This is a genomic window from Bacillus sp. OTU530, assembly GCF_038440375.1.
On the sequence record NZ_JASATP010000007.1, the window covers coordinates 166,412 to 192,190 of the forward strand.

Below are 25,779 nucleotides of genomic sequence, written 5' to 3' on the forward strand. Positions count from 1 at the left end.
TCATTTGTGTAGTTGGGACATTTATAGAATGCTTAAAAGAAGAAGAACTAATACAAACAAAAAAATCCCGAGCTGGGATTTTTTTGTTTGTATATTAATCAGATGTTTGTCTAAAACTAGAATGATTATTGAAAATATTCCGCAACTAACTTCTTCATTTCATCTTCATTAATCACTAACTGATAATTATTATTTTTTAAAATGTCATCATACATTGTTTTTCCTTCACCACTCAACTGATGATACTGAAGTTGCTTAGCTGGATCTGAATCCTTAACAGCTAATCCTAGACTCAGCATGTCTGCTGTTGTCATGTTTGAGGCAACTAAGAATTGTGGAATGGTTTGAACTAACTTAGGCAAATTCTTAATATTTGCAGGATCTAGTGCTGCATTTGCAATGCCGACTAGTGCTTCCTTCTGTAATTGTTGACGACCAAATTCTCCATTTTCAAGGGAGTAGCGTTCGTGTACAACCTCTGTAACCATTTTTCCATCTAAAAACTGAGTTCCTTTTTGAACTACCTTATTACGGTTTTCAGGATACCATGAATGCGTGAGCTTTACATCAAACGGTACATTCATATGAATACCGCCAACTGCATCTGTTAGTGCTTGCAGACCTTCATAATTTGTTTCTACATAATAATTAATTGGCACACCAGTTAAATCACTAATAGCTTTGATTGCTGCGTCAACCCCTTGTTGGGTTCCTTCTGTTGCTTGTTTAATGTATTGGACACTTGTTAGCTTTGTGTAGCCGTAGCCGTCTAAGTGTACACGAGTATCACGTGGAATGCTCATCGCATGATACTCTTTTTTATTTAAATCAACATGGACAATAATCATAGAATCAGAATGTCCGATCTTTTGTCCTTTTCTTTGGTCTGAACCAATTAATAGGATATTAAATGTGCTATTTTGGATCTTAGATTGCTGCTCACTTGTTTGGGAATCCTTTGTGTTACTGGAATTCACAACAGGAACAGTTTTAAAATGATTTTGCGGTTGCAACTGTTTATAAGTGTAGGCAATAGCACCAGCAGCGATGATAACTACGGCTAGTAGACTATATCCTAGTATTTTTAGCTTTCCTTGTTTCAATATCGGGGCCTCCAATGCTTTTTAATGGCAGTCATTTATAATTCCTATAAATAACCATGGTTTGATAATACCATTAATAGACTTAGTTTCCAATATCGAAATTTTCAAATATCACTAATAAAGGGAAAGTATTATATTCCAATTCAGGGGAAGTTCTTGTAGTAGATGGACATTCTGTGTAATCTGATGCGGTCAATTCTCTAAACGAGGAGGATGGGAGAATACAAGGGGGGATTGAGCGGCAGTAAACTGGATTTTGCATTGTAGGGCGGTTATACGGAAAACAGCATGGACAGGTGTACTTATTGGCATCTGTTCATGCTGTTTTTGTCTTTCTTCTATCTCTTGTCCTTTCTTGTTAAGAAAGGGTAGGGAATTAGCAGCACATGTGAGGCAGGCTTGCCATTTGGCACGAAGCTCATTTCATTCCGTTTTTGCTGATGCGAACGAGGTATTGCTCAGTTATGCACAAAGTATAAGGGACCGCAACTCATACACAAGAGAAAATGCAGTTCTCTCTTACAATACCTCGATCTGAGATTTTATTTTATTCGGTTTTTCCGATACGTTTTAAAATTTGTCCCTGCTTCTTATAATAATATTTTCCTTCTTCTTGATCCTTAAAAACAGATATACCAAACCATTCCAACGGAGTCCAAATCTTTTTTAAGTATAAAGCTGGCATTTTCTATCACCACCAAATTGGAATATTTTAGAATGATTACAATCTTTATATCATGTTAATAGATATTACACCCTTGGTCAATGACTTCAATTATTATGTAACCATTCTTTGAGTGAATTGTAACATTTTTATTGGTTTTATCACTTTTTTAATCTTTTAATGCAATGGAGGCAGTAAAGGATTTAGATAGTTTTATGTATATGAATTTGGCAAGACTTTAAGCTGCGCATTAACTTCTAATATAGCAATCTATCGAAATTTGTAGATGAAAACAACTACCTAAATTATGGGAATGGTGTTATGATTTCCTTAGCATCAAGATATCTATTTATATCACAAGTTAGTATAAGTGTTTGGTAGGAAGCCATAGATTTGAAGCAGAGGATGGTGAAATTTCATGAAACCGTTTTTGTAACTAGTGTCTTTTGTTAAGTACATAAATTATTTTTATAGAAACGTTTAAATACAAAAGAATAGGGGTGGAAGATTTGAATAAATTCAAAAAAAATATAGTGAAGGCTATGATTGCAACTACCTGTACATTTTCTGTAGCTTCTGGGAGTATAGTGATGATTCCGGCGGCTCAAGCAGCAGCAGAAACACTGGCTTGGCAGGCTGTAGGAGATACTGGTTTCTCTGTTAGTCAGGTGTACAATGTCAAACTTCTGGTAGGCAAAGATGGTACTTTATATGTTGGCTTTCAGGATATGGTGGATGGAAAATATGTAGCTGTAGTCAAGAAATACACCACTGAGGGATGGAAAACAGTAGGGTCACCTGTTCCTGCCAATGGTTCAGTTAGTGCTGTTTCTTTTACACTAGATAAAGATGATACCCCTTATGTATCTTATAAGGAGGGTGGAAACAACAAAGCTACGGTTATGAAGTACAAGAATGGAAGTTGGCAAGCGGTAGGGACACCCGGTTTCACCCCTAGTTATGTAAATTCAACTGCTATTGCAGTGGATCAAAGTGGGACTCCTTATGTTGCCCTTCGAGATGGTTTATATGGGGATAAAGCCACTGTGATGAAATATGTGAATGGAAGCTGGCAAGTGGTAGGAACCCCTGGTTTTTCAGCTGGTTTAGCGAATGACATGTCTCTGAAGTTTGATCAAAATGGGATTCCTTATGTTGCTTATGCTGATAAAGGAAACGCAGATAAACTTACGGTTATGAAGTACACGAACGGAAGGTGGCAAGCGGTAGGAACCCCTGGTTTTTCAGCTGGTGAAGCGAATGGGCACTCCCTCACGTTGGATGAACAAGGAACTCCTTATGTCGCTTATAATGAATACCTAAATGGCAAGTACACTGGTGCAAAGGTGATGAAATACGTTGATGGTAGTTGGCAGCTGGTAGGGGAGGGACCAATCTCCAGTTACTCAGCCTCTGGTATTTCTATTGCATTGAATAAAGAAGGAGTTCCTTATATCACCTATGCAGATGGAGCAAACTCCCTTAAAGCTGTGGTGAAGAAGTATACCAATGGGCAGTGGCAAACAGTAGGTACCTCCGGTTTTTCTGCTGGTCAAGCGAACGGGACTTCCCTTGCGTTAGATGGTGGAGCTGTATATGTTGCTTATGCTGACCAAACAAATGGCGGCAAAGCTACGGTGATGAAGTTATTAGAGCAACAACCTTCTACGCCGCCACTCGCTACAGATATCACGATACTCAACAATCCTGCAGGAGTAACAGATAAAGTGACCGTTAGCGGGTTATCTCAAGGGGACGTGGTCAATGTTTACCGTTCAGAAACGGATGGAACGGCCATTGGTTACTCCCAACCAGTAGAATCAGGTCAAACAACTGCTACTGTTAATATCGAACAATTGGGTTCAAGCGATGGAACAATTTATGTTTCTGTAAAAAGCGCCGGGAAAACCGAAAGTCCACGTACCGCTGTAACGTATGGTGCTGAGGATGCTTTACCTCCAGAAACAACTATTACGGTCGACCCTGCAGCACCTAGTGGAAACAATGGATGGTACAATACTTCTCTTACTGTTAACTTAAACGCTATAGATCATACAAACGGTTCAGGAGTTGCCAAAACAGAATATCGAATAAATGGAGAAGAAGCTTGGAGCACCTACGATGGTTCCTTTGAATTATCGAAGGATGGGCAATATAAAATTGAGTATAGAAGTACGGACAATGCAGGGAATGTTGAATCGACTAAAACACTAGAACTAAAGCTCGATAGTACAGCCCCGGTAACAAAAGCTTCCGTGGAAGAAAATGCGAATGATAATAATTGGTACAATAAAGATGTGCATGTAACTCTTTCAGCTGAGGATAATTTAGCTGGTATAGAGAAAACAGAATATAGTCTTGATAGTGGGAAAACCTGGGATGTTTATAACGGAGTTATTGCCGTTTCTACAGACGGCAAGCACACTGTAAAATATCGTAGCATCGATTCAGCAGGCAATGTGGAAAAAGAGAAGTCCGTTGAAGTTAATATTGACCAAACAGCTCCAACATTCGAAGTAATTTTAGATAAGAATACACTTTGGTCGCCTAACCATAAAATGGTTAAGATCAATGCTACGATTCGTCCAGGTGAAGAAGTATCCGGTTTGGAAACAATTGTACTAACATCTATTACAAGCAATGAGGTTTTACAACCTAATGATATTCAAAATGCAGCATACAATGTACCTCTTAAAAACTTTACAGATTCTTTTGAACTTCGTGCAGAACGCAATGGTAATGAGGACAAAAACAAGAGTGGTCGCATCTATACGATTACTTATACCGCTACTGATAAAGCTGGAAATGTGGCAGTTCAAACGGCTACCGTAACGGTTCCGCATGATCAATCTGAAAAAACCAAGAATTAATAAAACCTCCCTCTTGAAAATAGAGATAGTGAAAGACCGACAGGATTTTGTCGGTCTTATCATTTTAGTTAATGGATATGATGTAGGTTTAATTAACTATTTTAGATATGAATTGACTAATTCATAGCAACGTTCTTTAGTGACCTCTACCAATGTCTCGCTATATACGATTCTGGACATGGAACCGCCACCTTCTTCATCATAACTTGCTTGAGCAGCCTGATCTCTAGTTATAACCCATTGACGTTGTTGATTTCTTAATTCATTCATTTCAGATTCGGATAGCTGATTTTTTAAAACACTGTAAATTTCGTTTAGAGCATTATCCCATAACTCATAATTATATTGGCTGTCGTTCAGTATATCTGTTGTTACACCAGTTGATGATTCTCTTACTTGTGTTTTAATTTTATCTAGTTTTGCTAGATACTCCTCTTTGCTACTGGTGTTATTACTTATGGTGGTCTCTGTTGAATTGTTTGATTGTATAGCTTGATTTTTTGAGATGTTTGTTGCTTCTTCCTCTTCTGTCTTTTGGTTATTCACAGAGGCTAACCATTTTTGAAACTCTGTTTCCAACATAGGAAAACTATACCCATCATTAAGCTGAAATATGTAATACTTTGTTTTGACTGGATGCTGTCTAGAATAATCATCTGGGGGATAGTCATCCACAAAATTTTCAAGTTCAAGGACATAAATAGGACCTTTATATGTCCAGTAGTCCTGTGGATTCTCTGCTATAGACAGATAACTTTCGTAAGTAGTTCTATAGACCTTTTTAACGGGTTCCCCCATGGCTTCAAAGAAATGTTTTACTTCTACTTCTGAGATATTAAATTCAGTAGAATCTTTTTCGATAGAATCGAATTTCCAAATCCCTTTCTCTTTTACCATAGCTATAATGTATTGTTCTCCGCCACTCTCTGGGGCTGTCGTCCTAGATAGTAATGTACGAACTTTAAATCGATTGGACGTATTCTCTAATACTTGTAGTCTCAATTTTGTATCCAATATTGTTGGTATTAATAGGCTCGGAGAAGGAGAACTGAAAATATGATCAAAATTCTTTTCTATAAAATTTTGATACATTTCCTCTGTCACAATAGTCCGAAAACGTTTTTTAACAGCAACCTTATCTAGGCTATCTGACGGATTTTCTTGAACCCCGAATTCTGACTGAATTGCTCCAAATTCTTTTACTTTTTCTAACGCTTCCATTATTTCTTCTTGTGAAACAGATGTAGTTTCTTTCCCAGGGTCTGTTTCTGTCTGCTTTGCTAGTTCTTTTCCCGTTACTTCATCCTTTGTACAAGCTCCTAATAAGAAAGCAAGGGAAACAAGTAACATAAGTATGTACTTCATCAAAACCCTCCTCCTGTATGTTCTGGTTGTAATCAATTTGTAAACATATTGATTTTATAATGATGAATGAATTTGGAATAGAGGGGAGTTATTTCCAAAAATAAAATAGCAAGAATAGGATGCTATTTCTTATGAGGGTTGGAGAGTTGTAAATAGGAGTACAGGAAAATCGAATATATAAGCTATCGCCATCCTTACCGTATGCGGTGCATATTGGTGAAACACAATTCGACCATTTTGCAACTTTGACGGTTGAGCCTTTTTCCACAATAAAAGGGAAGCGAATCCAGTCTTCTCTTTCAATTGAAATTGAGTAAGTAGCGAGAAAAAGCTGGCTTCGATTAGCTTCTTTCCTAATGTATAGTTAGTTTTTCTCCTTTTTGTGCTAATTATGAATGCTTGTATATTTTTGAATAAGACTGCAAACGCAGTGGGATAAATAAATATAAAACGGAAGCGCATGTTATTCATGGAATAGTGTAAATTCGCTAATAACTACTATAGCGGGGGCTATCCTCGTAAAAAACGATAAGATTCTAGAAGAATATTTTCCATTTTTATGGTAAATTATTTAAATATTTACGATAAAAATGTCGGATTTATAGAAATTTTTTAGGAATTACGTGAGTTCATATCTCTAGCCTTTTCTATCCTTCTATTTCCATGTTCTTACGATTGTTATATAATGATAAGTATGTGTTTTATGGGATGAAATGTTTTGACAGTATACCTAATATTAGATGGGAATTTTTGGCGAAAGCAGAGGGAGAAAATTTCATGAAGAAGAAAATCCTGTTGTGGATCTTAGGGATTGTTGGTGTTCTTGTTATTGGCGGCGGAATTTATGCGTATACATTATATTCAAAGGTTTCCAACACATTAGAAGCTGTGCAGCAGCCTTTAAATCGAGAAAAATCAGAAAAGCGCGAAGGTAACGTAGACTTGAAGAGTAAAACACCAATTTCGATTTTAATGCTAGGTGCAGATGAACGTGCGGATGAGCAAGGTCGTTCTGATACCCTACTCGTGCTTACGTTGAATCCAAATACAAAGTCGATGAAAATGGTAAGTATTCCACGTGATACATATACAGAGATTGTCGGTAAAGGCACGAAGGATAAAATTAACCACGCCTATGCATTTGGCGGCATTGATATGTCAGTGAAGACAGTAGAGAATTTCTTGAATATTCCAATTGATTATTATATTGAAGTAAATATGGCAGGATTTAAGGATATTGTAGATGCAGTTGGCGGTGTGGATGTTGTGAATGATCTTGACTTTACATATAGCGGACATCATTTCGTAAAGGGTCCTATTCACTTAAATGGAGAAGAAGCACTTGCGTATTCTCGTATGAGAAAAGAAGATCCACGCGGTGATTTTGGCCGTCAAATGAGACAGCGTCAGGTGATTAAGGCTGTTATTCAGAAGGGGGCAAAGTTTGATTCACTTGCAAACTTCGGCGATATTCTAGGAGCGATTCAGCGTAACGTGAAAACAAACCTTTCGCAGGACGATATGTTCCGTATTCAGCAGGATTATGCAGTAGCGCGCAATGAAACAGAGGAAATTCAAATTGAAGGAACTGGTGGCATAGCAGCTGATGGTATTTGGTATTACCATGTATCGGAGGAAACACGTCAGCAGCTTTCACAAAAACTCCGTCAGCATTTAGAGCTGAAGTAATATAATTCATCATTGGTTAGCTAGTATAAATGTCAGCGATCAGACTTTAAAGCGTACATGTAATGGTTTATTATGACTGCCATTACATGTACGCTTTTTTTGTATTTTGTTATTATAGTATATCTTTCGGACACATTTTATTGTTTATATAAAAGAATACATTGAGTTAGATTCCGCTTTATTTTTCTTGTCCTTAGCTTTTTTAAACGGTGTAGTATCCGGAGCTATTGCTGCTGACGAAAAGATGAAAATCCCCTGGTCGGTAAATTCCAAAAAGCAACGATAGCTTACGATGCCCTACTATTAGAATAGAAGAATCAACTTGCCAAAATTCAGCACATTAAAGTATTATCTACAAGGTAATTATTGACTATCTTATTTTAGTCTAATATAGGAACTTAAGATGAAATTTTAACTGGATAAAAAAGGTGTAAATATATTATATTATGCAACTTATATAATGTTCACCTTGATTAGCAATATAGTTATGCAATGTGCAAAATACACTTGCCGTTTTCTTACAGGAAACATTCTTGCATAGGGGATATTAGCAAGTGATGAGATATATTTGGCAATCAAAAAATGGGTTTTCTGCAACTTTGATGAGGCAGATAACTTGAAAGGGGTAGCTAAGGTGAAAAGGAAGCTATTAGCTTGGATATCAGGAGTTATAGGACTTGCTATACTTGGAGCTAGTATATACACCTACCAAGTGTACGCTAACGTTTCTAAAACATTAAGTGAGGTGAATCAGCCGTTAAAGCGCGATACTTCCACGAAACAGTCTGAAGATATGAAGCAGGGTGCTCCTATTTCCATTTTGTTAATGGGGGCTGATCCTCGCGGAGAGGAACGGGGCCGTTCAGATTCATTAATGCTGGTTACATTAAACCGGACTAAGCAATCTATGAAAATTCTAAGTATTCCGCGCGACACATACACCGAGATTGTCGGAAAGGGAGTCAAGGATAAAATCAATCATTCCTATGCATTTGGGGGCGTTGATACAACAGTTGCGACTGTTGAGAAATTTTTAAATGTACCTGTGCAATATTATATCGAAGTGAATATGGAAGGATTTAAGGATATTGTAAATGCAGTAGGCGGTGTAGATGTGAATAATGATCTAGACTTTACGTACCAGGGCATACACTTTGAGAAAGACACTCTCCATTTGAACGGTGAGGAGGCTTTAGCATACTCCCGAATGAGGAAGCTCGATTCCCGTGGTGATTTTGGCCGGCAAATGAGACAGCGCCAAGTTATGCAGTCTGTGATCAAAAATGGCAAAAATATAGAAACTCTTTCGAACTATGGAGCAATCCTGGACGTGATTCAAAAAAATGTGAGAACAAACCTAACGCAAGATGAGATGTTTAAGATTCAGCAAAATTATGGAGAAACCCGTAATAATATTGAGGAAATTGAAGTCAAGGGTGAAGGCCAAATGATGGGAGATACTTGGTACTATATTGTCTCTGATGAGGTACGTCAGGAGCTATCCAAGAAACTTCGTGAGCAGTTAGAATTACCGGCACAATAGCATGAATACGGGCTGAGCTAAAAGCATAATCGGATCTTTTTTGAACTGAAATGGGAAATGGACTATTAAGGGAACCGAGTAAAATGAATATTTCTATGATGGTCTATTTCCTATTTTTCTTCGAATTTTTATAGTGCAGGGGTTCTGGGGCAGCCCCCTTTTTGTGTTGTTGGAGTGCCTCAGTATACACTGCTTGCTGACATTCAATTGTAAATGTATTTAACATCTATGTTATGCAGGGTAATAAAAGTAATACAATCTTAACCAGTAGATGTATTTACTCCCCGAAATAACTTTGTTAGTCTAATCTGTAGATTAATGGCTAGGTTGTTTGCAGGTCAGACAAGATAGGATTGATGATATATTTGGCTACGATAAAGGCAAACTTGTTGAAAGGCAAGGACGCAAAACTTCAGGTCTACGGTTCTGCTCAAGGGCTATGATGGCTGGGTTACCGAATAGCTCCTAAGGAAAGAGATATTTGATTTATAGGTAAAGATAGGCTTTTGTGTTTTCACGCTTAGGACAGTTCAAAATTATGAGAGGAGGCTACTGTGATAATAGCCAATGCTTTGATATTCAACTCTATTTCCAACGTGATAACTTAGCTGAGAATACTGTAAAGTTAGGTGGCTGCATGATTAAAATATTATCAAATGGTATGTACAAAAGAATGAAGAATCTTTTGGGTCACGATCGACGTAAACAAACAATTTCAAGCTATGAAACTGCTAATGGAAACTTTGTATTTGAAGATGCTTCAAGAAAAAGGAAGATTGTAATCTGGTGTTTTCTCTGTAGTTTGGCCATTCTTGCTCTTATGATACTAGTTATATCTGGCTTAAGTATATATCTTAGCCCTTTGCTGCCAAAGTGGGATACAAAAGAAGTAAACGAATTTTCAAATATTAGACCATCAGGGAAGGAGGCTGCTAGTCCTCTGACACCTTTTGATACTGATAAAAACAGTACCTTCCAACAAAAAGAAGATATACATATGGATGATACGTATGCGTTCTATGTGAATTGGGATCCGAATAGTGAACGATCATTAAAGCGTAATATAGATACGATAGATGTTCTCATTCCCCAATGGTTCCATGTGCAGCCTAACTTAGAACTAGGAGAAGACGTTCAGAAGAATATAGGGGATTTAGCGAAAAAGCATGATGTTAAGGTAGTTCCCTTAATTAGCAATTTAATTGATAATGAGTGGAATCAAGAAGTAGTTCATAACCTATTGATTTCTCCTCCAGCAAGGTCAAAGCTCATACAGGATTTACATGGACAAATTAAAAAGTATGGCTATGATGGCATAAATATAGATTTTGAAAATATAAAGGCAGAAGATAAGGAATTGCTTACAAGCTTTATGCAGGAGCTATACGGCGTGTTTCATTCTGATGGGCTTCTAGTGACAATGGATATGCCTCCAAATGACAACGCATTTGATTATAACGCATTAAAGCTATATTCAGATAAAATGGTTGTAATGTTGTATGATGAAAACTTTCAAACTCCAGGTCCTATAGCCTCATCCACGTGGTATCAAGAAAATCTTGCGCGTATACCCAAGGATAAGCTTGTCGTTAGTTTGGGCAATTATGGTTATGACTGGGAATGGGAAAGCAGTGAGCCTGGGAAGGTAGTATCCTTTGAAAATGTTATGAGAATGGCAGATAAGGCAAACTTGCGGGTCCAATGGGATGACATGAGTAAAAGTCCCTACGTGAGATATACGGATAAAGACAAGCTGCACGAATTATGGTTTTTAGATGGTGCCACATTCTATAACCAATTAAAAACGGCTTCAGCAGCTGGAGTCAAAGGGGTTGCGTTATGGAGATTGGGTACGGAAGATCCAGCGGTTTGGGATGTTCTAGAGAATCGAGGGATTGATACACTGCGTCATATAAAGAGTAGTGACAACATCTACAGCTCTGGAGGGGGTAGTATTTTCCAATCTACATCATCTCAGAAACAGGGAAAGCGAGAGGTTATTTTAAATGATTCCGGTCAAATTTCGGGCGAAGTTTATCAATCTATGCCTAAATCATCTGAGATGGAGCGTTTAGGTAATGCGAAAACGAAGGAAGTGGTGCTAACCTTTGATGATGGACCTGATCCCGAGTATACGACACGTATATTAAACATTTTAAAACAGCATCACATAAAGGCAACATTCTTTGTTATTGGTAAAAATGCTATGCTCAATAAAGGCATTGTGCAACGGATATATATGGAGGGACACGAAATTGGTAACCATACGTTTTCCCATCGACATACAAATAGCATATCATACAACCAATTAAAGCTGGAATTGAATGCGAGTCAGCGTGTAATTCAAGGTATTACTGGGCATTCTTCTTTACTGTATCGCCCTCCGTACGGATATGTGGATACACCTACGGTAAATCCAGATTTTAAAAGGATGCTCTATACGACTGAAATGGGCTATCTTACAGTTAATTATGATATCGATTCCAGAGACTGGGAAGCAACAAACAGTAAGGAAATTGTTGATAACGTTCTACAGCAGCTGCCTAATGGCAATGTGATTTTACTTCATGATGGCGGAGGGGACAGAAGCAGTACTGTTGGGGCACTTCCTGAGATTATTGAGACCTTACAAAGTAAAGGCTATACATTTGTAACAGCTAGTGAGCTAATGAATACGAAGAGAAGTTCGATTATGCCTTCCGTCAAGGAAGTAGAAAGACCGTTAGTAGAGAGCTTTAAAATTATTATAGGAAATGCAACTAGTTTAAATGGAGTTATTTCCTTATTACTTTATACTGTGTTAGCTCTCTCTGTCCTTCGTGTTTTTATACTAGTTTACTTTGCCTTACGGCATAAAAGGCAGGCTCAGCTGTCTAAGGCAGGTAATGATTCATTTCAGCCCTTTGTGAGCGTCATTATTGCTGCTTACAATGAAGAGAAGGTTATCAGCAGGACTGTGCAGTCGATTCTAAAAAGTGATTATCAGCATTATGAAATTATTGTTGTAGATGATGGTTCTCAAGACCGGACTCCTGCGATCGTATCTGAGAATTTCTCTAGTAATGAAAGGGTACATTTAATTCGTAAGAAAAACGGCGGGAAATCTTCAGCGCTAAATAGGGGAATTCAGAAGGCAAAAGGTGACATCATTATTGCTATTGATGCTGATACAATTATTTCGCATAAAGCTATGTCGTTACTTGTCCGCCACTTTATCGATAAAAAGGTTGCGGCCGTATCTGGCAATATGAAGGTTGGGAACATGCGTAATCTATTAACGATTTCTCAGCATATCGAATATGTGACAGGATTTAATCTAGAAAAACGCGCGTTTAGTTTTCTAAATTGTGTTACAGTTGTTCCTGGGGCAATTGGCGCTTGGCGTAAACAAGTGATCTTGGAATGTGGGGGATTTACGGACGATACGCTGGCAGAAGACACGGATATGACCTTAAGAATTTTATGTCAAGGCTATACAGTTGCTATTGAAGAGAATGCGTATGCTTATACAGAGGCGCCGGAAGGTATACGAGGATTTTTCAAGCAGCGGTATAGATGGACTTACGGCACTTTGCAATGTCTATGGAAGCATAAGCGTGTGATGTTTTCTAGGGAGCAAAAATCATTGGGTTGCATTGCAATCCCTAATATGCTGCTGTTCCAATATGCATTGCCCTTGGTGGCTCCTGTTTTAGATGCTTTGGCCATCTTCGGGGCCCTTTCGGGAGATATAAAGAAGGCAGCATTATTTTATTTAGGTTTCTTTATCATCGATCTTGTTATTTGTTTATTTACCTTTAGGCTAGAGAAGTTGAGCCTTAAACCGCTTATTTCTCTTTTCCTGCAACGGATGTTTTATCGTTACATTATGCCTTTAGTTGTTTGGAAATCTATTCATGCTGCCATAAAAGGGACACGGGTTGGTTGGAATAAATTGCAACGATCTGGAAACCTGGAAGTGAGTGAATCGGTCAAGAGAACAGGATGATTTCCCTTTTAATAATTTCTTCAAAAGTCCTTCCCTGTGAGAGGGAGTTCTACTGAGCTAAAGCGCACATGATGTTTGTATACACTTGAACGCCTTCTTTCGTTTGAAAAATCTTGCTATTACCGAATGTATTGGTAATGGCAAGGTTTTTTTCATTTGGCACACAGGAATGCTTTTATTTAGTAAGCTTTATAGTTGACGAGTTTGTTTTTCAACAATCTGAAGCAGACCAATGTCTGCTTGTTTTTTTAACACTGTGAGAAAGTATAAATTTCCAGCTGAAAGCGAATTTGACATAGTCCGAAATTTTAGGAGCACAGTATAAGTGCAACTACGCCTCTATCTTCGCCCAAGGGCAGGGCTCACCAACCGGCGAGTTTTCTTAATCAAACGTTTGATTAAATATGATATTGTGAGCAGTTTAGACGTGAAAGGTGTACGTTTGACAGTTGTTGTAAGGATGTTGTCAAACAAGAGAGGGCTATTGCTTGATATTGAATTGGAGGCATATTTAGTCAAACACAAGTGCAAAGGAAGCCCGCTCATGCAGTATGTTCTTATTTTCTCACATGGAATAAGCATATTGCTTTGACTCATACAGTTCCAGCAATTCTCGATCATCAAGCTCTAGGATTGCTGTTTCATGTAATGCAGCATCTAGTTCTAATACCTTCCTTTCATATGTTTCCCGTTCTACTTCATTTAAAAAATAATATTTGATAATCATAGCTCATGTTTCTCCCTACCATTTCTTTTTTCTAGACAGAATTATACGTCAAGCTATTCTGACAATCAAACGAGAGGGCTTTTTTATAAAACATGATTTTCAGTTATTGAAAGAGAACTCATCCATTGACGCGCCATTAGACGAAGACAGAGACTTATATTTTATTACGAAAATTTCCCATTGCATCAGAATTCACTTCTAGATGGTTAAATTGCAAAAAAAGTGCCGTCCTCTCGTAAGGACGGCTATTTTGTACTGATTAAGAAAAGGGGGTACTAGTATTGTATCCATCCCAGATTTTCTTCATACATAATTTTGTGTATAAAATTCAATCTATTTCCTATTAATGAATAATTTGTAAAAATATAAGGAATTCCGTTGTATATATATGGAATTAAAGATATAATTATATAATAGAAATGTGAGAAAGAAGGAGAGAAAAGCATGCAAACTAACGCGGCATTGGCTCCGAAGAAGCGGAAGAAAACGTGGATTGTAATCGGAATCATTACGGTTATTGTGGTTATGGCTGCTATTAATATAGCAGTTATGCAGAGTAAGAAGACGGGTAAAGCTGCAGATTTACAATTTGTAAATATAAAGGAACGAACATTGAGCAGTACAAAGCTTGTGGCAGGGCGTGTGACACCGGGCGGTACGGAGACATTTTACGTTGATGCAGCCAAGGGAAGTGTAAAGGATATTTTTGTAAATGAAGGCGATGAGGTAGCTGAAGGTCAAAAGCTATTTTCCTATGAAAATCCTGAGCTGGATTTGCAAATTAAACAGGCAGAGCTGCAGGAAAAAAGAACATCCCTGCAATATGATCAAGTAAAGGGAAATATTAAATCGCTAAATGAGGAGATTCAAAAGGCGGAGGATGAGGGTGCGGATGCTGCGGCATTAAATTCTCAGCTAAAGGATCTGGAACTGCAGGAAAAAACAACAGAGATCGAAAAGGAACAAAATCAATTAGAGAAGCAGCAGCTAGAGAAAAAACAGGAGGAGCTTATTGTACACAGCACAATTAACGGGCGCGTACAAACGCTTGATAAAGATGCGGCGCAAACTTCTTCAGCAGCAGTTGGGCAGGCAAAGGTATTTATACAGCTTGCATCAAAGGACCCATACCGTGTGGAAGGAACATTATCAGAGCTGCAGAAGGCACAGGTGCAGCCGGAGCAAGCAATTACTGTTACATCTAAAGCGGTGGCGAATAAAACATGGACCGGGAAAATTATTGAGGTAAGTGATTACCCAACAACGGATGCAACAGCTGAGGCAGCAGGCGGACAGGGAACACAAACCATTTCTTATTATCCATTTAAAGCTGTGCTTGATACACAGGATGGTCTCTCACCTGGCTACCATGTATCGCTTGAAATTAAATTGTCTGCTAATAAGATGATCGCAGCGCCTCGCAGCAGCATTGTAGAGGAAGGAGACGAGAAGTTTCTCTACGTTGTAAAGGATGGCAAGCTGCAAAAGCAATCAGTTAAGACTGGTATGAGTGATGGTGAATGGATTGAAATTACCGAGGGTGCAGAAGCGGGACAGAAAGTGCTTAAAAATCCTTCTGAATCTCAAAATGTGAAGGATGGAATGGAAGTGACTCCAAAATGATTCGTTTGAAGCACGTCTATAAGACCTATCAGCAAGGCGCATTAAATGTACCCGTGCTGCATGACATTGATGTGGAAATCGAAGGCGGTGAGTTCGTTTCCATTATGGGGCCATCGGGTTCAGGAAAATCAACCTTAATGAATATTATCGGTTGCTTGGACCGTCCGACAGAGGGAGAGTACATATTAAATGATGTAAACATTTTACAGGCTGATCAGAAGCAGCTTGCACTACTGCGTAATAAAAATATTGGCTTTGTGTTTCAGCATTTTCACTTGCTGCCGCGGCTTTCCGCAGTAGAAAATGTGGAGCTGCCACTCGTATATGGCGGAATGAGCAAAAAGGAACGACGCCAGCGAGCGCTTGAGGCATTGGGAAAGGTTGGTTTAGCAGATCGGGTTGATCATTTGCCAAATCAATTGTCAGGTGGTCAGAAGCAGCGTGTAGCGATTGCGCGCGCAATTGCTAATCAGCCGTCCTTCATTCTTGCCGATGAGCCGACAGGTGCACTCGATTCAAAATCAGGCGAGCAGGTAATGGATATTTTTACGCAGCTTAACCAAGAGGGAACAACCGTAATTATGGTTACGCACGAGGAAGAAGTAGCTGCTTATACGAAGCGCCGCATTATTTTGCGTGACGGCCGTATTACGGAGGATCGGAGGGAAGTACATGAGCTTCATGGATAGCATTAAAATTGCGCTTTCCTCCATTATGGCGCATAAGCTGCGTTCTGTTTTGACAATGCTTGGCATTATTATTGGTGTCGGTTCCATTATTACGATTGTAGCAATTGGGCAAGGCGGCGAAGCGGCGCTCAAGTCGCAAATTGCCGGCGATGGAAATAACACCATTCAGCTTACCTTTACACCGGATGAAGAGGATTTGTTTGCCAATCCTTTTGAGCAGACGCCGACATTTACGCAGGATAACTTGTTCCAGCTTCGGAAGATTCCAGAGATCTCACATGTGATTACAATGAATAGCTCCATGAATGACATCACAGTGGGGGAAGAAACGAGCAACGTAAACATCAACGGTATTACAGAGGATTATTTCGCGGTGAACAAAGTGGAAGTGACGAAAGGGCGAAAGCTCGATGAAGGGGATTTCTCACAGTCAGATAATGTTGTTATGGTGAATGAACGAACAGTGAAGGAAGTATTTCAAGGGGAAAATCCGGTTGGACAAATTATTGAGGTCATGGGGCAGCCATTTCGGGTTATCGGTGTATTTAAGTCAGGTGATGAGTTTTTAGGTTTTGGACTTCCGGAAATGCTGATGCCATTATCCCTTTGGCCAGTTTTATTTGGAACAGATGATATTCAATCTGTTACGATTCAGGCAGTGGATGCGGATAGCATGCAAATCGCCGGCCAGAAGGCAGCTGATATGCTGAATGCAAGTAAGCCTGATGATTTAAAAGGGAAATATGAGGTATTTAATTTGGAGGAGCTGCAGAAGCAAATTTCGCAACTTACTGGCATTATGACAAGCATTATCGGCGGGATTGCCGGCATTTCTCTTCTTGTCGGAGGGATTGGTGTTATGAATATTATGCTTGTATCTGTGACAGAACGGACAAGAGAAATTGGTATTCGTAAGGCACTTGGTGCAACACGTGGAAAGATTTTGCTGCAATTTCTTATTGAGGCAATGATGCTTACTGCACTTGGCGGCATTATTGGGATTGGGCTTGGTGTTGGTGGAGCGTATATTGTTTCCATCTTTGCAAAATGGCCGCCTCTTGTCTCATGGCAGGTCGTTGTCGGCGGTGTTCTATTCTCAATGATACTTGGCATCATCTTTGGGCTTATCCCGGCCAACAAGGCGGCGAAGCTCGATCCGATCGATGCGCTTCGGTATGAATAAAAAGTGCAATCGACCCGATTTGTTCCCGCGGAAGGCGCTCCTTGCCTTCTATGGCAGGGGATATTCAGCGGATGCGGTCTGTTTTACAACCTGTGGTCATAAGACCTACAGGTTGTATCATAGAATTTTTAATGAAAAAGGAGGAGATTTCTATTGGAACCAAATGTAACAGCAACAAATGTAGAGTTGGAAAAACCGTCATTATGGGCCGTTATTACATCCCCATCTCTTCAATTTGAAAGGATGAAGCAAAAAGCGCCAATAGGTCTGCCTATGCTGCTGATGGCAGTTTTATATGCGGTCATTGGTGCACTGAGCGGTTATTTTGTTGCATCAAGTCCAGAGGTTGCAGGACAGATGCCGGCAGATATTCCAGAGGAGGCGCAATTTTTTGCCTCTGCGACATTCGTTGCGATTATAGGCGGCGCTGGTGCCCTAATTGGTATTCCGTTATTATTTTTAATTACAGCACTGTTTTACAAGATTTGTATGATGATCATGGGGAATGATACATCCTACAAGAAGCTGTTATCGATTTCGATTTATACGAGTGTAATCGGTGTGCTTGGTGGAGTCTTGAATGTGCTGTTGATGGCCATATTTGGCGGCTTAGATGTACAGTATACAAGTCTTGCTCCACTGTTTGAGACAGGCACGATGCTGCATAGAATTGGGGCGGCATTTGAGGTATTTAGTATTTGGAGTCTTGTTGTAACAGCCATTGCATTGCAAAAGACGGCAGGTCTTCGCAAAGGTCAGGCAATTACACTTGTTGTGATATTCTTTGCGATTAGTCTTGGTCTCAGTATGCTTGGCGGCATGTTTGGCAATGCCAGCGTTGCACCTTAATACGTAAGAGAAACGTCACCATTGATGTTGTAATTCTACAATCAATGGTGACGTTTTTTATTGAAGATACATATCTTGAAAGCTGCCTCTGGATATGGGTATAGATTAAAAAGCAACTAGCATGTTCTATACTGGGGACGGATTCCTTGAACATCTCTACTAGGGGGGTGACGGAATTTCATCCTCCCGTAGCTTGAACTATTGATGTACACTGATTTCAGTTGATTCTAACAGGGGATAGCAAATGGGATACATGATTAGAGTCATATTGGTTGGGGATGATGAATTTTAGCGTCAACAGCTTCCTTCAGATTTGGATAAGAAATAATGTATTAAATATTCAAATATAAGGAAGGTGTTCCTGTTTCTATAGCAAATATATAGATTTATAGTTTTTTATTTTCTAAATTTTGGGATAATAGAAAACTATCTTAATTAATATGGTTTACCCTTATCAAGGAAGGAGGGCAGCTACATAACGAAGTCCATATGATTAATTTATATCCTTCATGTGGTTTACTTCTAATATTAGTATCGTTCTTAATAAGGAATTCAGGGGGGCACTATGAAAAAGATTACTAGTTTTGTTTTAAGTGCGAGTTTGGTATTTGGGGCTATTCCTGCTCTTGCAGAAGCTTCTCAATCCGCAGATCAGCCAACTGGAAATCTGAAAAAGGGATCTCAAAAGGTAACTCCAATTGTTCAGGTTCCGGCTAAAAGCGCCAAAAAGGCCAGGGATGTACAAAGTTTTGCAGTCAAAAAAGGTAAAAAGTTTAAAGAAAATGAGCTTATCGTGAAATTCAAGAATACCTATGATGTGCAAAGCTTAGGGGCAGTTCAGGGTGCATTAGGTTTAAAGACGAAGAAGGATTTGGGAGATAAGGGAACTAAGCTTGTGGAGTTTAAATCCGGGGTTAAAATAGAGGATGCAATTAATGCCTTAAAGGCTTCACCTCTAGTAGAATATGCAGAACCCAATTATATTCTATATCCTTCAGATGTAGAAGCGGAAGCAACACCAAAGGATGTCACAGATCCTTTATACGGAGAACTGTGGGGATTGAGAAATACCGGACAAGATATTGAATGGGTTACAGGAACACCAGGAATTGATATTAAAGCAGAGGGAGCATGGCTAAGAACACAAGGAAACCCAAATGTTGTAGTAGCCGTTATTGATACAGGTACGGATATTAACCACCCAGATATAAAGAATCAAATCTGGAAAAACCCGGGAGAGATTGCAGGTGACGGCATTGATAATGATCAAAATGGTTATATCGATGACGTGAATGGTTGGGATTTCTTCCATGGCGATAATACAGTTTTTGATGCCGATGATGGGGATGAGCATGGGACGCACGTATCAGGCACAATTGCAGGCTCTGCTAATAGCATAGGGGTAATTGGTGTTGCTCCAAACGTAAAGATTATGCCGCTTAAGTTCCTTGGACCAGATGGCGGGGACAGTGCCGACGCTATTCAAGCAATTAATTACGCCAAGGCTAAAGGTGTAAAGATTACTAACAACTCATGGGGAGGCGGAGACTTTAGCCAAGCCTTATATGATGCGATTAAGGGCTCAAACTCTCTATTTGTAGCGGCAGCTGGAAATGACGGGGTAAATATAGATACTCAGGTAAGCTATCCTGCTGGTTATGACCTATCTAATATTCTGTCAGTAGCTGCGATTGATAATACGGGAAATGTGGCTGATTTCTCTAACTATGGTACGAAAAACGTAGATATTGCAGCTCCTGGAGTAAGCATAAAGAGCTCTGTTCCGAAAGGATGGTCCTCGGATTATTCTTATGCTTATGAGTACCTGAATGGAACATCAATGGCCACTCCTCATGCGACGGGGGTTGCGGCATTGCTGCAGAGCGCAAATAGCGCTGTTAGCCCAGCGGAGATGAAAAGTTCCATCATGAATACGGTTACAAAACTTTCCTCCTTAACGGGAATAGTTGGGACAGGTGGTCTATTAAATGCGCAGGCGGCTGTTAATACGCAGGCTGATAATGATATTCCAGGTAAACCATTCCCTGGTACAACTGTAAGCGGTACTGTAAGTGCTACAACGGATTTGGATGATGTCTATTCCTTGGATCTGAAAAAGGGTGAAAAGGTAACAGTAACATTAACAGGTGCTACTGGAACAGATTTTGATCTCTATCTTTATAAGCCTAGCGCGACAACGGTAAAAAGCAGTGATGGAATTGCAATTTACTCTGAAAAGGCTGGGACTTCCAGTGAAACCTTCACGTATATTGCACCTGAGGCAGGAACGTATTATGTTGACGTATATGCTTACAAAGGATCTGGAAGTTATACAGCAACAGTGAAGCAAGGAGCAACAGCAGGAACATACGAGAACACTGCTAAGGAAATCGGATATATAGGAACATGGAGCACTTACTCCACTACAAATGCATCAGGCGGATCCGATGCAAGAACAAATGCAGGTGGAGCTCAAGCGCAGTTCGTCTTTAATGGAACAGGGATCTCATTAAAAGGGGTTAAGGCTAATAGCCAGGGAATCGCAAAAATCACGATAGACGGTGTTAGTTCGGAAGTAAGCTTATATTCTGCATCTGCTGTGTATAAGACTGAATACTTTAAAAAGACGGGATTGACAGCAGGAAGACATGTAGTAATAATTGAGTGGACTGGAAAAGCTGCAGCAGGTGCTCGTAAGACATCTACTAATATTAATTTGGATACGATAGTTGTATATTAATCATTTCGAATGATTACATGAGGGACGGGCAAAATGCTCGTCCCTTTTGCTGTAAAAAAATCTCCCAACCCCTTTTGAAACATTCCTAATTTTATACATGGTAGCTGTTTTCTAATTAGCAACTTTAAGTTACGCCTAGCCGAACTTCAAGTTAAGAACACACAGAGTCATGTTTGGGCAGATGAGCATTCTTAGCATTTCTTTTATCGTAAAGGTACCGCGGAATAACAAGAAGGACGCGTCTTTTAGAAGGATGTTATGATGAAGCCGTCTACATTTGAGGAAGCTGCCCAGTTATATGAACGAATGATTCGCAAACAATTAAAGAGGCTATGTATTTATCGGAATCATGATGAATTTTATCAGTGTGGTTTAATTGCACTTTGGAAGGCATATGAACAGTTTGATGAGCGAAAAGGGGCCTTTTCGACGTATGCGTTCTATACAGTGCGAGGTTATTTGCTTGGGAAGCTGAATGGGGAGCGAAGGATAGAAGAAAGGCAGGTTATGCTGGGTCCGGAGCTTGCAGAAACCATTTCAGCTGATGAAGCGGCGAGTGATGCTGATTTTTTTCAGTATTTGGCACCGTTAAATGGGAGGCAGCGCTTAGTTATTGAGGAGCGGTTTTATCATGGTAAGAAGCTGACTGTGATTGCGCAGGAGCATGGGATGACATACGATCAAGTACGTTCATTTTACCGGAGGGCTATTCAGAAAATAAAAGAGTATATCGATGAGCAAAAACTGATGTGAGAGAGGGAAAGGCTGCCGTTTGGCAGCCTTCATTACGTAGAGCAAAGCTGGAAGTGCGTAAGAATGCGGGCGGCTCTTTGCAGCTGTTGCTTGGTATAGTATGTACTGCAGTCAAGCAGAAGCTCCTCGCCATTTGTAAATAACAGCAAGGTTTTCTTTCCTTGCGCCTGGACCTCACGTACATGGGCATAGCAGTACCAAATGCAATCCCATTTGTTTGGTGATGTAGAGGGAATAGGGCAAATGTTTCGTTTCCAGCACAGCGGAATCGGCAGGTTTCTCTGGATATGGAGAAGACGCTTAATGGCCTCTCGTTTGCCTTGGTAGCTTGCGCCAGTACGTATACAAGCGTCGTCGAGCAGCTGCTTACATGTTTTTTCGGAATAAAAGACACCTCTTGTATCAAGAATTTTCGTTTGATATAGCGGATGGGCATAGGGAAGAAACGCAATGGTGTATTCACAAATCTGATAATCTGTTGATTTCATTGGATATCCTCCTTTTATTTTTGGAGTTTTATTTCACTTTTATATTATAACTGGAAATTAGTTCCTTTGAGGTACGAAATTTAAAATTTTAGGACAAAACTTGTAAAAAGATGTTTGAATGTAGCGTTTTCGGGTACGATAACCGTATCTTTACGGGAAAGAGAGAACGAGCATGAAACGAAAACGAATTTTTATTTGGCTGGTCGTTTGTCTTGCGGTGCTTGTAGGGGGAGCTGGTGTTTATGCTTATCAGGTCTACTCCAATGTGAATCAAACACTTGAATCGGTGCATCAGCCTGTGCGTAGAGAGGCGATTGAAGTAAGACCAGAGCCTCTTGAGTTAAAGCAGCTTGACCCCGTTTCGATAGTGCTGCTTGGTGTGGATGAACGGCAGGGAGACAGGGGACGTTCCGATTCTCTTATGCTTGTTACTGTTAATCCGAATGAGAACACAACAAAGCTTGTTAGCATTCCGCGCGATACATATGTCACAATAGAAGGAAAAGGCAGGCAGGATAAGGTTAATCATGCATATGCCTTTGGCGGCGTTCCAATGACGCTGAATACGCTGGAGCGATTTCTTAGTATTCCAATTGACTATTATATTGAGGTGAATATGCAGGGTTTTCAGGAGATTGTTGATGCGGTCGGCGGTGTAACCGTTCATAATACATTTCCTTTTAGCTATGAGGGCCATTCATTTGCAGCGGGAAGCATTCCGCTCAATGGAGCGCAGGCACTTGCGTACGCGCGCATGCGTAAGGAGGATCCAAAGGGTGATTTTGGCAGGCAGGAGCGGCAGCGGCAGGTCATTGAGGCAGTGATGAAAAAGGGCGCTTCTTTTTCTTCCCTTACGCGTTACGAGGAGATCCTCCAAGTTATTCGGCAGCATGTAAGGACGAATCTAACAGCTGCAGAAATCTATGAGATGCAGAAGGATTATCAGCAAGCTGCGCAGAGCGTAGAACAAATTGAAATTATTGGGGAAGGAAAACGAATTGGGGGTATTTGGTATTACGTTGTACCAGAGGCAGTGCGGCAGCAGTTATCAAATCAACTGCGCAAGCATTTAGGACTAGCTACAGAATCTTAATGCAGATTGGAGAATTCCAGTCTGTTTTTGTTTGCTCTAATTTGGTAACATAGAAACGAAGGGAGTTGGTACGATGTGGAAAAAAGTTGGAGCTGCTGGTATTATAGCTTTGACGTTGGGGATAACAGTAGCCGGCAATCTGCATTTTAAGGACAAAATTAAAGCCGCAACAAATAACATGAAAACGGTGCTTCAGGATGCTGTACCTGGAGGACAATCGCAGGACTCTTCTTATACCGAGTACATGAAGAATCTGCCAGAGGCAGTACAAACGAAAATCAAACAGGCGATAGAGACGAAAAAGCCTCTTCAGCTTGTGATTGCTGGGGATGAAGCTGTAACAGGCTGGCCTGAGATACTAACAAAAAATCTACAGGATACATACGGGCCTGGTGTTTTTCAGGTTACTGTGAAATCGTACCCACAAAAAACAACGCAGCAATGGGTAGATGAGCAGATTTTTGAGGATATAGCCCATTCGAAGCCTGATATTGTATTGTACGAGCCTTCTTTGCTTGTTGATGCCGGTGTAATTGGAAAGCAGAAGTCGATGAGTAATATTTCTGTCATTTTGGATGAGATCACAAAGAGCGTCCCAGGTGTTGCTATATTCGTACAGCCGCCGAATCCGCTGCACCAGGCAAAGAATTATCCGATTACTATAAAATTATTAAAAGACAGCATGGAAAGCAAGGGCATTACATATCTAGATCATTGGCAAAGCTGGCCTGATCCAAATGGAGATGATATTGTAAATTATCTTGAAAAATCGGATGGCTGGGCAAATTCAGAGGGACAGCAGGTTTGGGCACAATATTTAACAAACTATTTTACAGGGGACCAAAAGGAATAGAATAGGAATCTACCTGAATATGTTGACTTCATTTCTGTTTACTCCTACGATTAAAGAGAGTACATACAGCAGTGAGGGGGAGCGGGAGTGTTTTCGGATTTTTTAAAGAAAAATAAGAAGATGGCATGGTTTCTGGCGATTGTGCGGTTTTTCTTAGGAATTGTATGGTTTAGGCATGGGTTTGAAAAAATTTCAAACAAAAGCTTTGATGCTTCCGTCTTTCTGAAAGATGCAATTGCTAAAACATCAGGGACTGATCCAGTTGTGCAGGATTGGTGGGCATTTATCGCAAAGTACTTTTTCCTGCCGAATGTTGATATTTTGAATTATCTTGTGCCAATTGGGGAGTTCTTCGTCGGTCTTGGTCTCATGACCGGTGCATTTACAAGACCGGCTCTCTGTTTTGCTCTTATTATGAATTTCTCCTATTTACTAAGCGGCTCCATGAATATTAATCCACAAATGATTCTTTGGTCATGGCTGCTTCTATCGGCACGTGATAATGCTGGACGAGTTGGGGCGGATGGTTGGATTTTTTCTTCTATTAAGAGGAAAATGGCTGCACCGCCAGCCAAGCCGCCGGCTAAACCGCCAGCATGAAAAAAGCCTGTTGAAGGCTTTTTTTGTTTTGCTCACGGAGTTCGATAGTTGAACAGAATATAAATATTTTACTCATGGAAAGATAAATATATAATAGTACTTATAATCTATAATTCGTACGAAAGGGCAAAGTTACTGAAAGGTGACGACGCAAAGCTATAGGGGCTAAGGTTCTTTGAACTATGCCAGCCAGTTTCCGAATACAATTTCCTTTGGTCGATTTATGCAAGATTATGAACAAGGACTAATGGAGGGATTATTTATGTGGGGTTTTATTTCAGCTCTTTTTGCTTGTAGTATTGTGACTGTTTTTATTATGAGTTTGCTAAGGGGGACTAAAAGAATTAATCAACCTATCGATTATGATGAATTAGTGATCCAAAAAGCAAGATACTACCTATCCATGCGTAAATTACCAGCAATGCAAGGGCAAAGATGAAAGATAAACTCAAACAATGGAAAGCAGATTTACGGGAAATCCAAGAAGAAAAAAGGTTGAAAAAACAAAAACATAAGAAAAGTAAGAAATTCAGTGCTAATACATCTGATTTAATGGGCGTGAATCAACCAAAATATATGAAAAATAAAGGGAGATGGCGTCAAAAGTAAAGGCTAAATCGTCTTAATAAGGTGCATGTGATGTGAACATGGGAATGTGTAACGAGGATAGGGCTCGATAGTTGAACAGAATACGGCTTTGGAAATAAATCGAGGGCGACCTAGGCAGCTCTTTTTCTTTTGTTTTGAAAAGGGAAGAAACATGAATAGCATGGCTTTGTTTTAAATAAAACCGTATTATGCTCCCCTTCTTAAGATGTTAATTTATATAATGTAAGAATTTCGTTTTGACGCTCTAATATTGGTGTAACTTTCTTAATTATTTGACGTAATTTCTTCAAAATTATATGTCACCAGCCCGCTCTAGCAAAGTAAATCCACCCGGTCCTCAAAAAGAACCG

At 39.7% G+C, this 25,779-nt stretch carries 20 protein-coding genes and 2 riboswitches; of the genes, 15 read left to right on the forward strand and 5 right to left on the reverse strand.

What is annotated here, in order from left to right; genetic code table 11:
- Positions 1 to 125: 125 nt before the first annotated feature.
- Positions 126 to 1,103, reverse strand: a complete 978-nt coding sequence (locus tag AAHB12_RS07635; RefSeq protein WP_342044848.1) for an LCP family protein — start codon at positions 1,101 to 1,103, stop codon at positions 126 to 128.
- 547 nt (positions 1,104 to 1,650) lie between these two features.
- Complete coding sequence (locus AAHB12_RS07640; RefSeq protein WP_342044849.1) at positions 1,651 to 1,788, reverse strand: hypothetical protein; 138 nt, start codon at positions 1,786 to 1,788, stop codon at positions 1,651 to 1,653.
- 488 nt (positions 1,789 to 2,276) lie between these two features.
- On the opposite strand from AAHB12_RS07640, the gene AAHB12_RS07645 reads away from it, so the two are divergent.
- Positions 2,277 to 4,637: an OmpL47-type beta-barrel domain-containing protein gene (locus AAHB12_RS07645; RefSeq protein ID WP_342044850.1), complete on the forward strand. Its 2,361-nt coding sequence runs from the start codon at positions 2,277 to 2,279 to the stop codon at positions 4,635 to 4,637.
- Positions 4,638 to 4,733: 96 nt separating this feature from the next.
- Here AAHB12_RS07645 and AAHB12_RS07650 read toward each other — a convergent pair whose 3' ends face one another.
- The gene (locus tag AAHB12_RS07650) at positions 4,734 to 6,002 is read right to left on the reverse strand and encodes a lysozyme inhibitor LprI family protein (RefSeq protein WP_342044895.1); all 1,269 of its coding nucleotides are present in this window, start codon (positions 6,000 to 6,002) and stop codon (positions 4,734 to 4,736) included.
- Positions 6,003 to 6,779: 777 nt separating this feature from the next.
- Between AAHB12_RS07650 and tagU (AAHB12_RS07655) the strand changes: the two genes are divergently transcribed.
- The 3 genes from tagU (AAHB12_RS07655) (at position 6,780) to AAHB12_RS07665 (ending at position 13,222) form a co-directional block, all read left to right on the forward strand.
- Positions 6,780 to 7,691: a polyisoprenyl-teichoic acid--peptidoglycan teichoic acid transferase TagU gene (gene tagU, locus AAHB12_RS07655; RefSeq protein ID WP_342044851.1), complete on the forward strand. Its 912-nt coding sequence runs from the start codon at positions 6,780 to 6,782 to the stop codon at positions 7,689 to 7,691.
- Positions 7,692 to 8,325: 634 nt separating this feature from the next.
- Entirely contained in the window at positions 8,326 to 9,234 is a 909-nt protein-coding gene (tagU, locus tag AAHB12_RS07660; protein WP_342044852.1) for a polyisoprenyl-teichoic acid--peptidoglycan teichoic acid transferase TagU, read from the forward strand.
- A 369-nt stretch (positions 9,235 to 9,603) separates the two neighbouring features.
- Positions 9,604 to 9,693, forward strand: a riboswitch (cyclic di-GMP riboswitch).
- 178 nt (positions 9,694 to 9,871) lie between these two features.
- Positions 9,872 to 13,222, forward strand: coding sequence for a glycosyltransferase (locus tag AAHB12_RS07665; RefSeq protein ID WP_342044853.1), 3,351 nt, complete (start codon positions 9,872 to 9,874; stop codon positions 13,220 to 13,222).
- Positions 13,223 to 13,787: 565 nt separating this feature from the next.
- Here AAHB12_RS07665 and AAHB12_RS07670 read toward each other — a convergent pair.
- Positions 13,788 to 13,949 carry a hypothetical protein gene (locus AAHB12_RS07670; protein WP_342044854.1) on the reverse strand — a complete coding sequence of 54 codons (162 nt, stop codon included), beginning with the start codon at positions 13,947 to 13,949 and terminating at the stop codon, positions 13,788 to 13,790.
- 444 nt (positions 13,950 to 14,393) lie between these two features.
- On the opposite strand from AAHB12_RS07670, the gene AAHB12_RS07675 reads away from it, so the two are divergent.
- The 6 genes from AAHB12_RS07675 to AAHB12_RS07700 all read left to right on the forward strand — a co-directional run bounded on the left by AAHB12_RS07675 (position 14,394) and on the right by AAHB12_RS07700 (position 21,786).
- Positions 14,394 to 15,572, forward strand: a complete 1,179-nt coding sequence (locus tag AAHB12_RS07675; protein ID WP_342044855.1) for an efflux RND transporter periplasmic adaptor subunit — start codon at positions 14,394 to 14,396, stop codon at positions 15,570 to 15,572.
- Entirely contained in the window at positions 15,569 to 16,261 is a 693-nt protein-coding gene (locus AAHB12_RS07680; RefSeq protein ID WP_129727586.1) for an ABC transporter ATP-binding protein, read from the forward strand. The genes AAHB12_RS07675 and AAHB12_RS07680 overlap by 4 nt, the downstream gene beginning before the upstream one ends.
- Complete coding sequence (locus tag AAHB12_RS07685; protein WP_342044856.1) at positions 16,245 to 17,444, forward strand: ABC transporter permease; 1,200 nt, start codon at positions 16,245 to 16,247, stop codon at positions 17,442 to 17,444. The genes AAHB12_RS07680 and AAHB12_RS07685 overlap by 17 nt, the downstream gene beginning before the upstream one ends.
- A gap of 153 nt (positions 17,445 to 17,597) precedes the next feature.
- Positions 17,598 to 18,293 carry a Yip1 family protein gene (locus tag AAHB12_RS07690; protein WP_342044857.1) on the forward strand — a complete coding sequence of 232 codons (696 nt, stop codon included), beginning with the start codon at positions 17,598 to 17,600 and terminating at the stop codon, positions 18,291 to 18,293.
- Between the two features lie 565 nt (positions 18,294 to 18,858).
- A complete protein-coding gene (locus AAHB12_RS07695; protein WP_342044858.1) occupies positions 18,859 to 21,033 on the forward strand; it encodes a S8 family serine peptidase in 2,175 nt (724 codons plus the stop codon).
- 258 nt (positions 21,034 to 21,291) lie between these two features.
- Complete coding sequence (locus AAHB12_RS07700; protein ID WP_342044859.1) at positions 21,292 to 21,786, forward strand: sigma-70 family RNA polymerase sigma factor; 495 nt, start codon at positions 21,292 to 21,294, stop codon at positions 21,784 to 21,786.
- Between the two features lie 32 nt (positions 21,787 to 21,818).
- Here AAHB12_RS07700 and AAHB12_RS07705 read toward each other — a convergent pair whose 3' ends face one another.
- Complete coding sequence (locus AAHB12_RS07705; RefSeq protein WP_342044860.1) at positions 21,819 to 22,274, reverse strand: competence protein ComK; 456 nt, start codon at positions 22,272 to 22,274, stop codon at positions 21,819 to 21,821.
- Between the two features lie 172 nt (positions 22,275 to 22,446).
- Here AAHB12_RS07705 and tagU (AAHB12_RS07710) point away from each other — a divergent pair, with 172 nt between their 5' ends.
- The 5 genes from tagU (AAHB12_RS07710) to AAHB12_RS07730 all read left to right on the forward strand — a co-directional run bounded on the left by tagU (AAHB12_RS07710) (position 22,447) and on the right by AAHB12_RS07730 (position 25,429).
- Positions 22,447 to 23,367 carry a polyisoprenyl-teichoic acid--peptidoglycan teichoic acid transferase TagU gene (gene tagU, locus AAHB12_RS07710; RefSeq protein ID WP_342044861.1) on the forward strand — a complete coding sequence of 307 codons (921 nt, stop codon included), beginning with the start codon at positions 22,447 to 22,449 and terminating at the stop codon, positions 23,365 to 23,367.
- 73 nt (positions 23,368 to 23,440) lie between these two features.
- Positions 23,441 to 24,220: an SGNH/GDSL hydrolase family protein gene (locus AAHB12_RS07715; RefSeq protein WP_342044862.1), complete on the forward strand. Its 780-nt coding sequence runs from the start codon at positions 23,441 to 23,443 to the stop codon at positions 24,218 to 24,220.
- An 87-nt stretch (positions 24,221 to 24,307) separates the two neighbouring features.
- Positions 24,308 to 24,820, forward strand: a complete 513-nt coding sequence (locus tag AAHB12_RS07720) for a DoxX family protein (protein WP_342044863.1) — start codon at positions 24,308 to 24,310, stop codon at positions 24,818 to 24,820.
- Positions 24,821 to 24,935: 115 nt separating this feature from the next.
- A riboswitch (cyclic di-GMP riboswitch) is annotated at positions 24,936 to 25,021 on the forward strand.
- Positions 24,996 to 25,259, forward strand: coding sequence for a hypothetical protein (locus AAHB12_RS07725; protein ID WP_342044864.1), 264 nt, complete (start codon positions 24,996 to 24,998; stop codon positions 25,257 to 25,259). Its footprint overlaps the riboswitch before it by 26 nt.
- Entirely contained in the window at positions 25,256 to 25,429 is a 174-nt protein-coding gene (locus AAHB12_RS07730) for a hypothetical protein (protein WP_342044865.1), read from the forward strand. Before AAHB12_RS07725 ends, AAHB12_RS07730 begins: the two co-directional genes overlap by 4 nt.
- Positions 25,430 to 25,779 lie beyond the last annotated feature (350 nt).

Coding starts and splice junctions, on each gene's coding strand:
- AAHB12_RS07640 (WP_342044849.1), bottom strand. CDS start 1,788: ATGCCAGCTTTATACTTAAAAAAGATTTGGACTCCGTTGGAATGGTTT.
- AAHB12_RS07650 (WP_342044895.1), bottom strand. CDS start 6,002: ATGAAGTACATACTTATGTTACTTGTTTCCCTTGCTTTCTTATTAGGA.
- tagU (WP_342044851.1), top strand. CDS start 6,780: ATGAAGAAGAAAATCCTGTTGTGGATCTTAGGGATTGTTGGTGTTCTT.
- AAHB12_RS07665 (WP_342044853.1), top strand. CDS start 9,872: ATGATTAAAATATTATCAAATGGTATGTACAAAAGAATGAAGAATCTT.
- AAHB12_RS07670 (WP_342044854.1), bottom strand. CDS start 13,949: ATGATTATCAAATATTATTTTTTAAATGAAGTAGAACGGGAAACATAT.
- AAHB12_RS07675 (WP_342044855.1), top strand. CDS start 14,394: ATGCAAACTAACGCGGCATTGGCTCCGAAGAAGCGGAAGAAAACGTGG.
- AAHB12_RS07680 (WP_129727586.1), top strand. CDS start 15,569: ATGATTCGTTTGAAGCACGTCTATAAGACCTATCAGCAAGGCGCATTA.
- AAHB12_RS07685 (WP_342044856.1), top strand. CDS start 16,245: ATGAGCTTCATGGATAGCATTAAAATTGCGCTTTCCTCCATTATGGCG.
- AAHB12_RS07695 (WP_342044858.1), top strand. CDS start 18,859: ATGAAAAAGATTACTAGTTTTGTTTTAAGTGCGAGTTTGGTATTTGGG.
- AAHB12_RS07700 (WP_342044859.1), top strand. CDS start 21,292: ATGATGAAGCCGTCTACATTTGAGGAAGCTGCCCAGTTATATGAACGA.
- AAHB12_RS07705 (WP_342044860.1), bottom strand. CDS start 22,274: ATGAAATCAACAGATTATCAGATTTGTGAATACACCATTGCGTTTCTT.
- tagU (WP_342044861.1), top strand. CDS start 22,447: ATGAAACGAAAACGAATTTTTATTTGGCTGGTCGTTTGTCTTGCGGTG.
- AAHB12_RS07715 (WP_342044862.1), top strand. CDS start 23,441: ATGTGGAAAAAAGTTGGAGCTGCTGGTATTATAGCTTTGACGTTGGGG.
- AAHB12_RS07730 (WP_342044865.1), top strand. CDS start 25,256: ATGAAAGATAAACTCAAACAATGGAAAGCAGATTTACGGGAAATCCAA.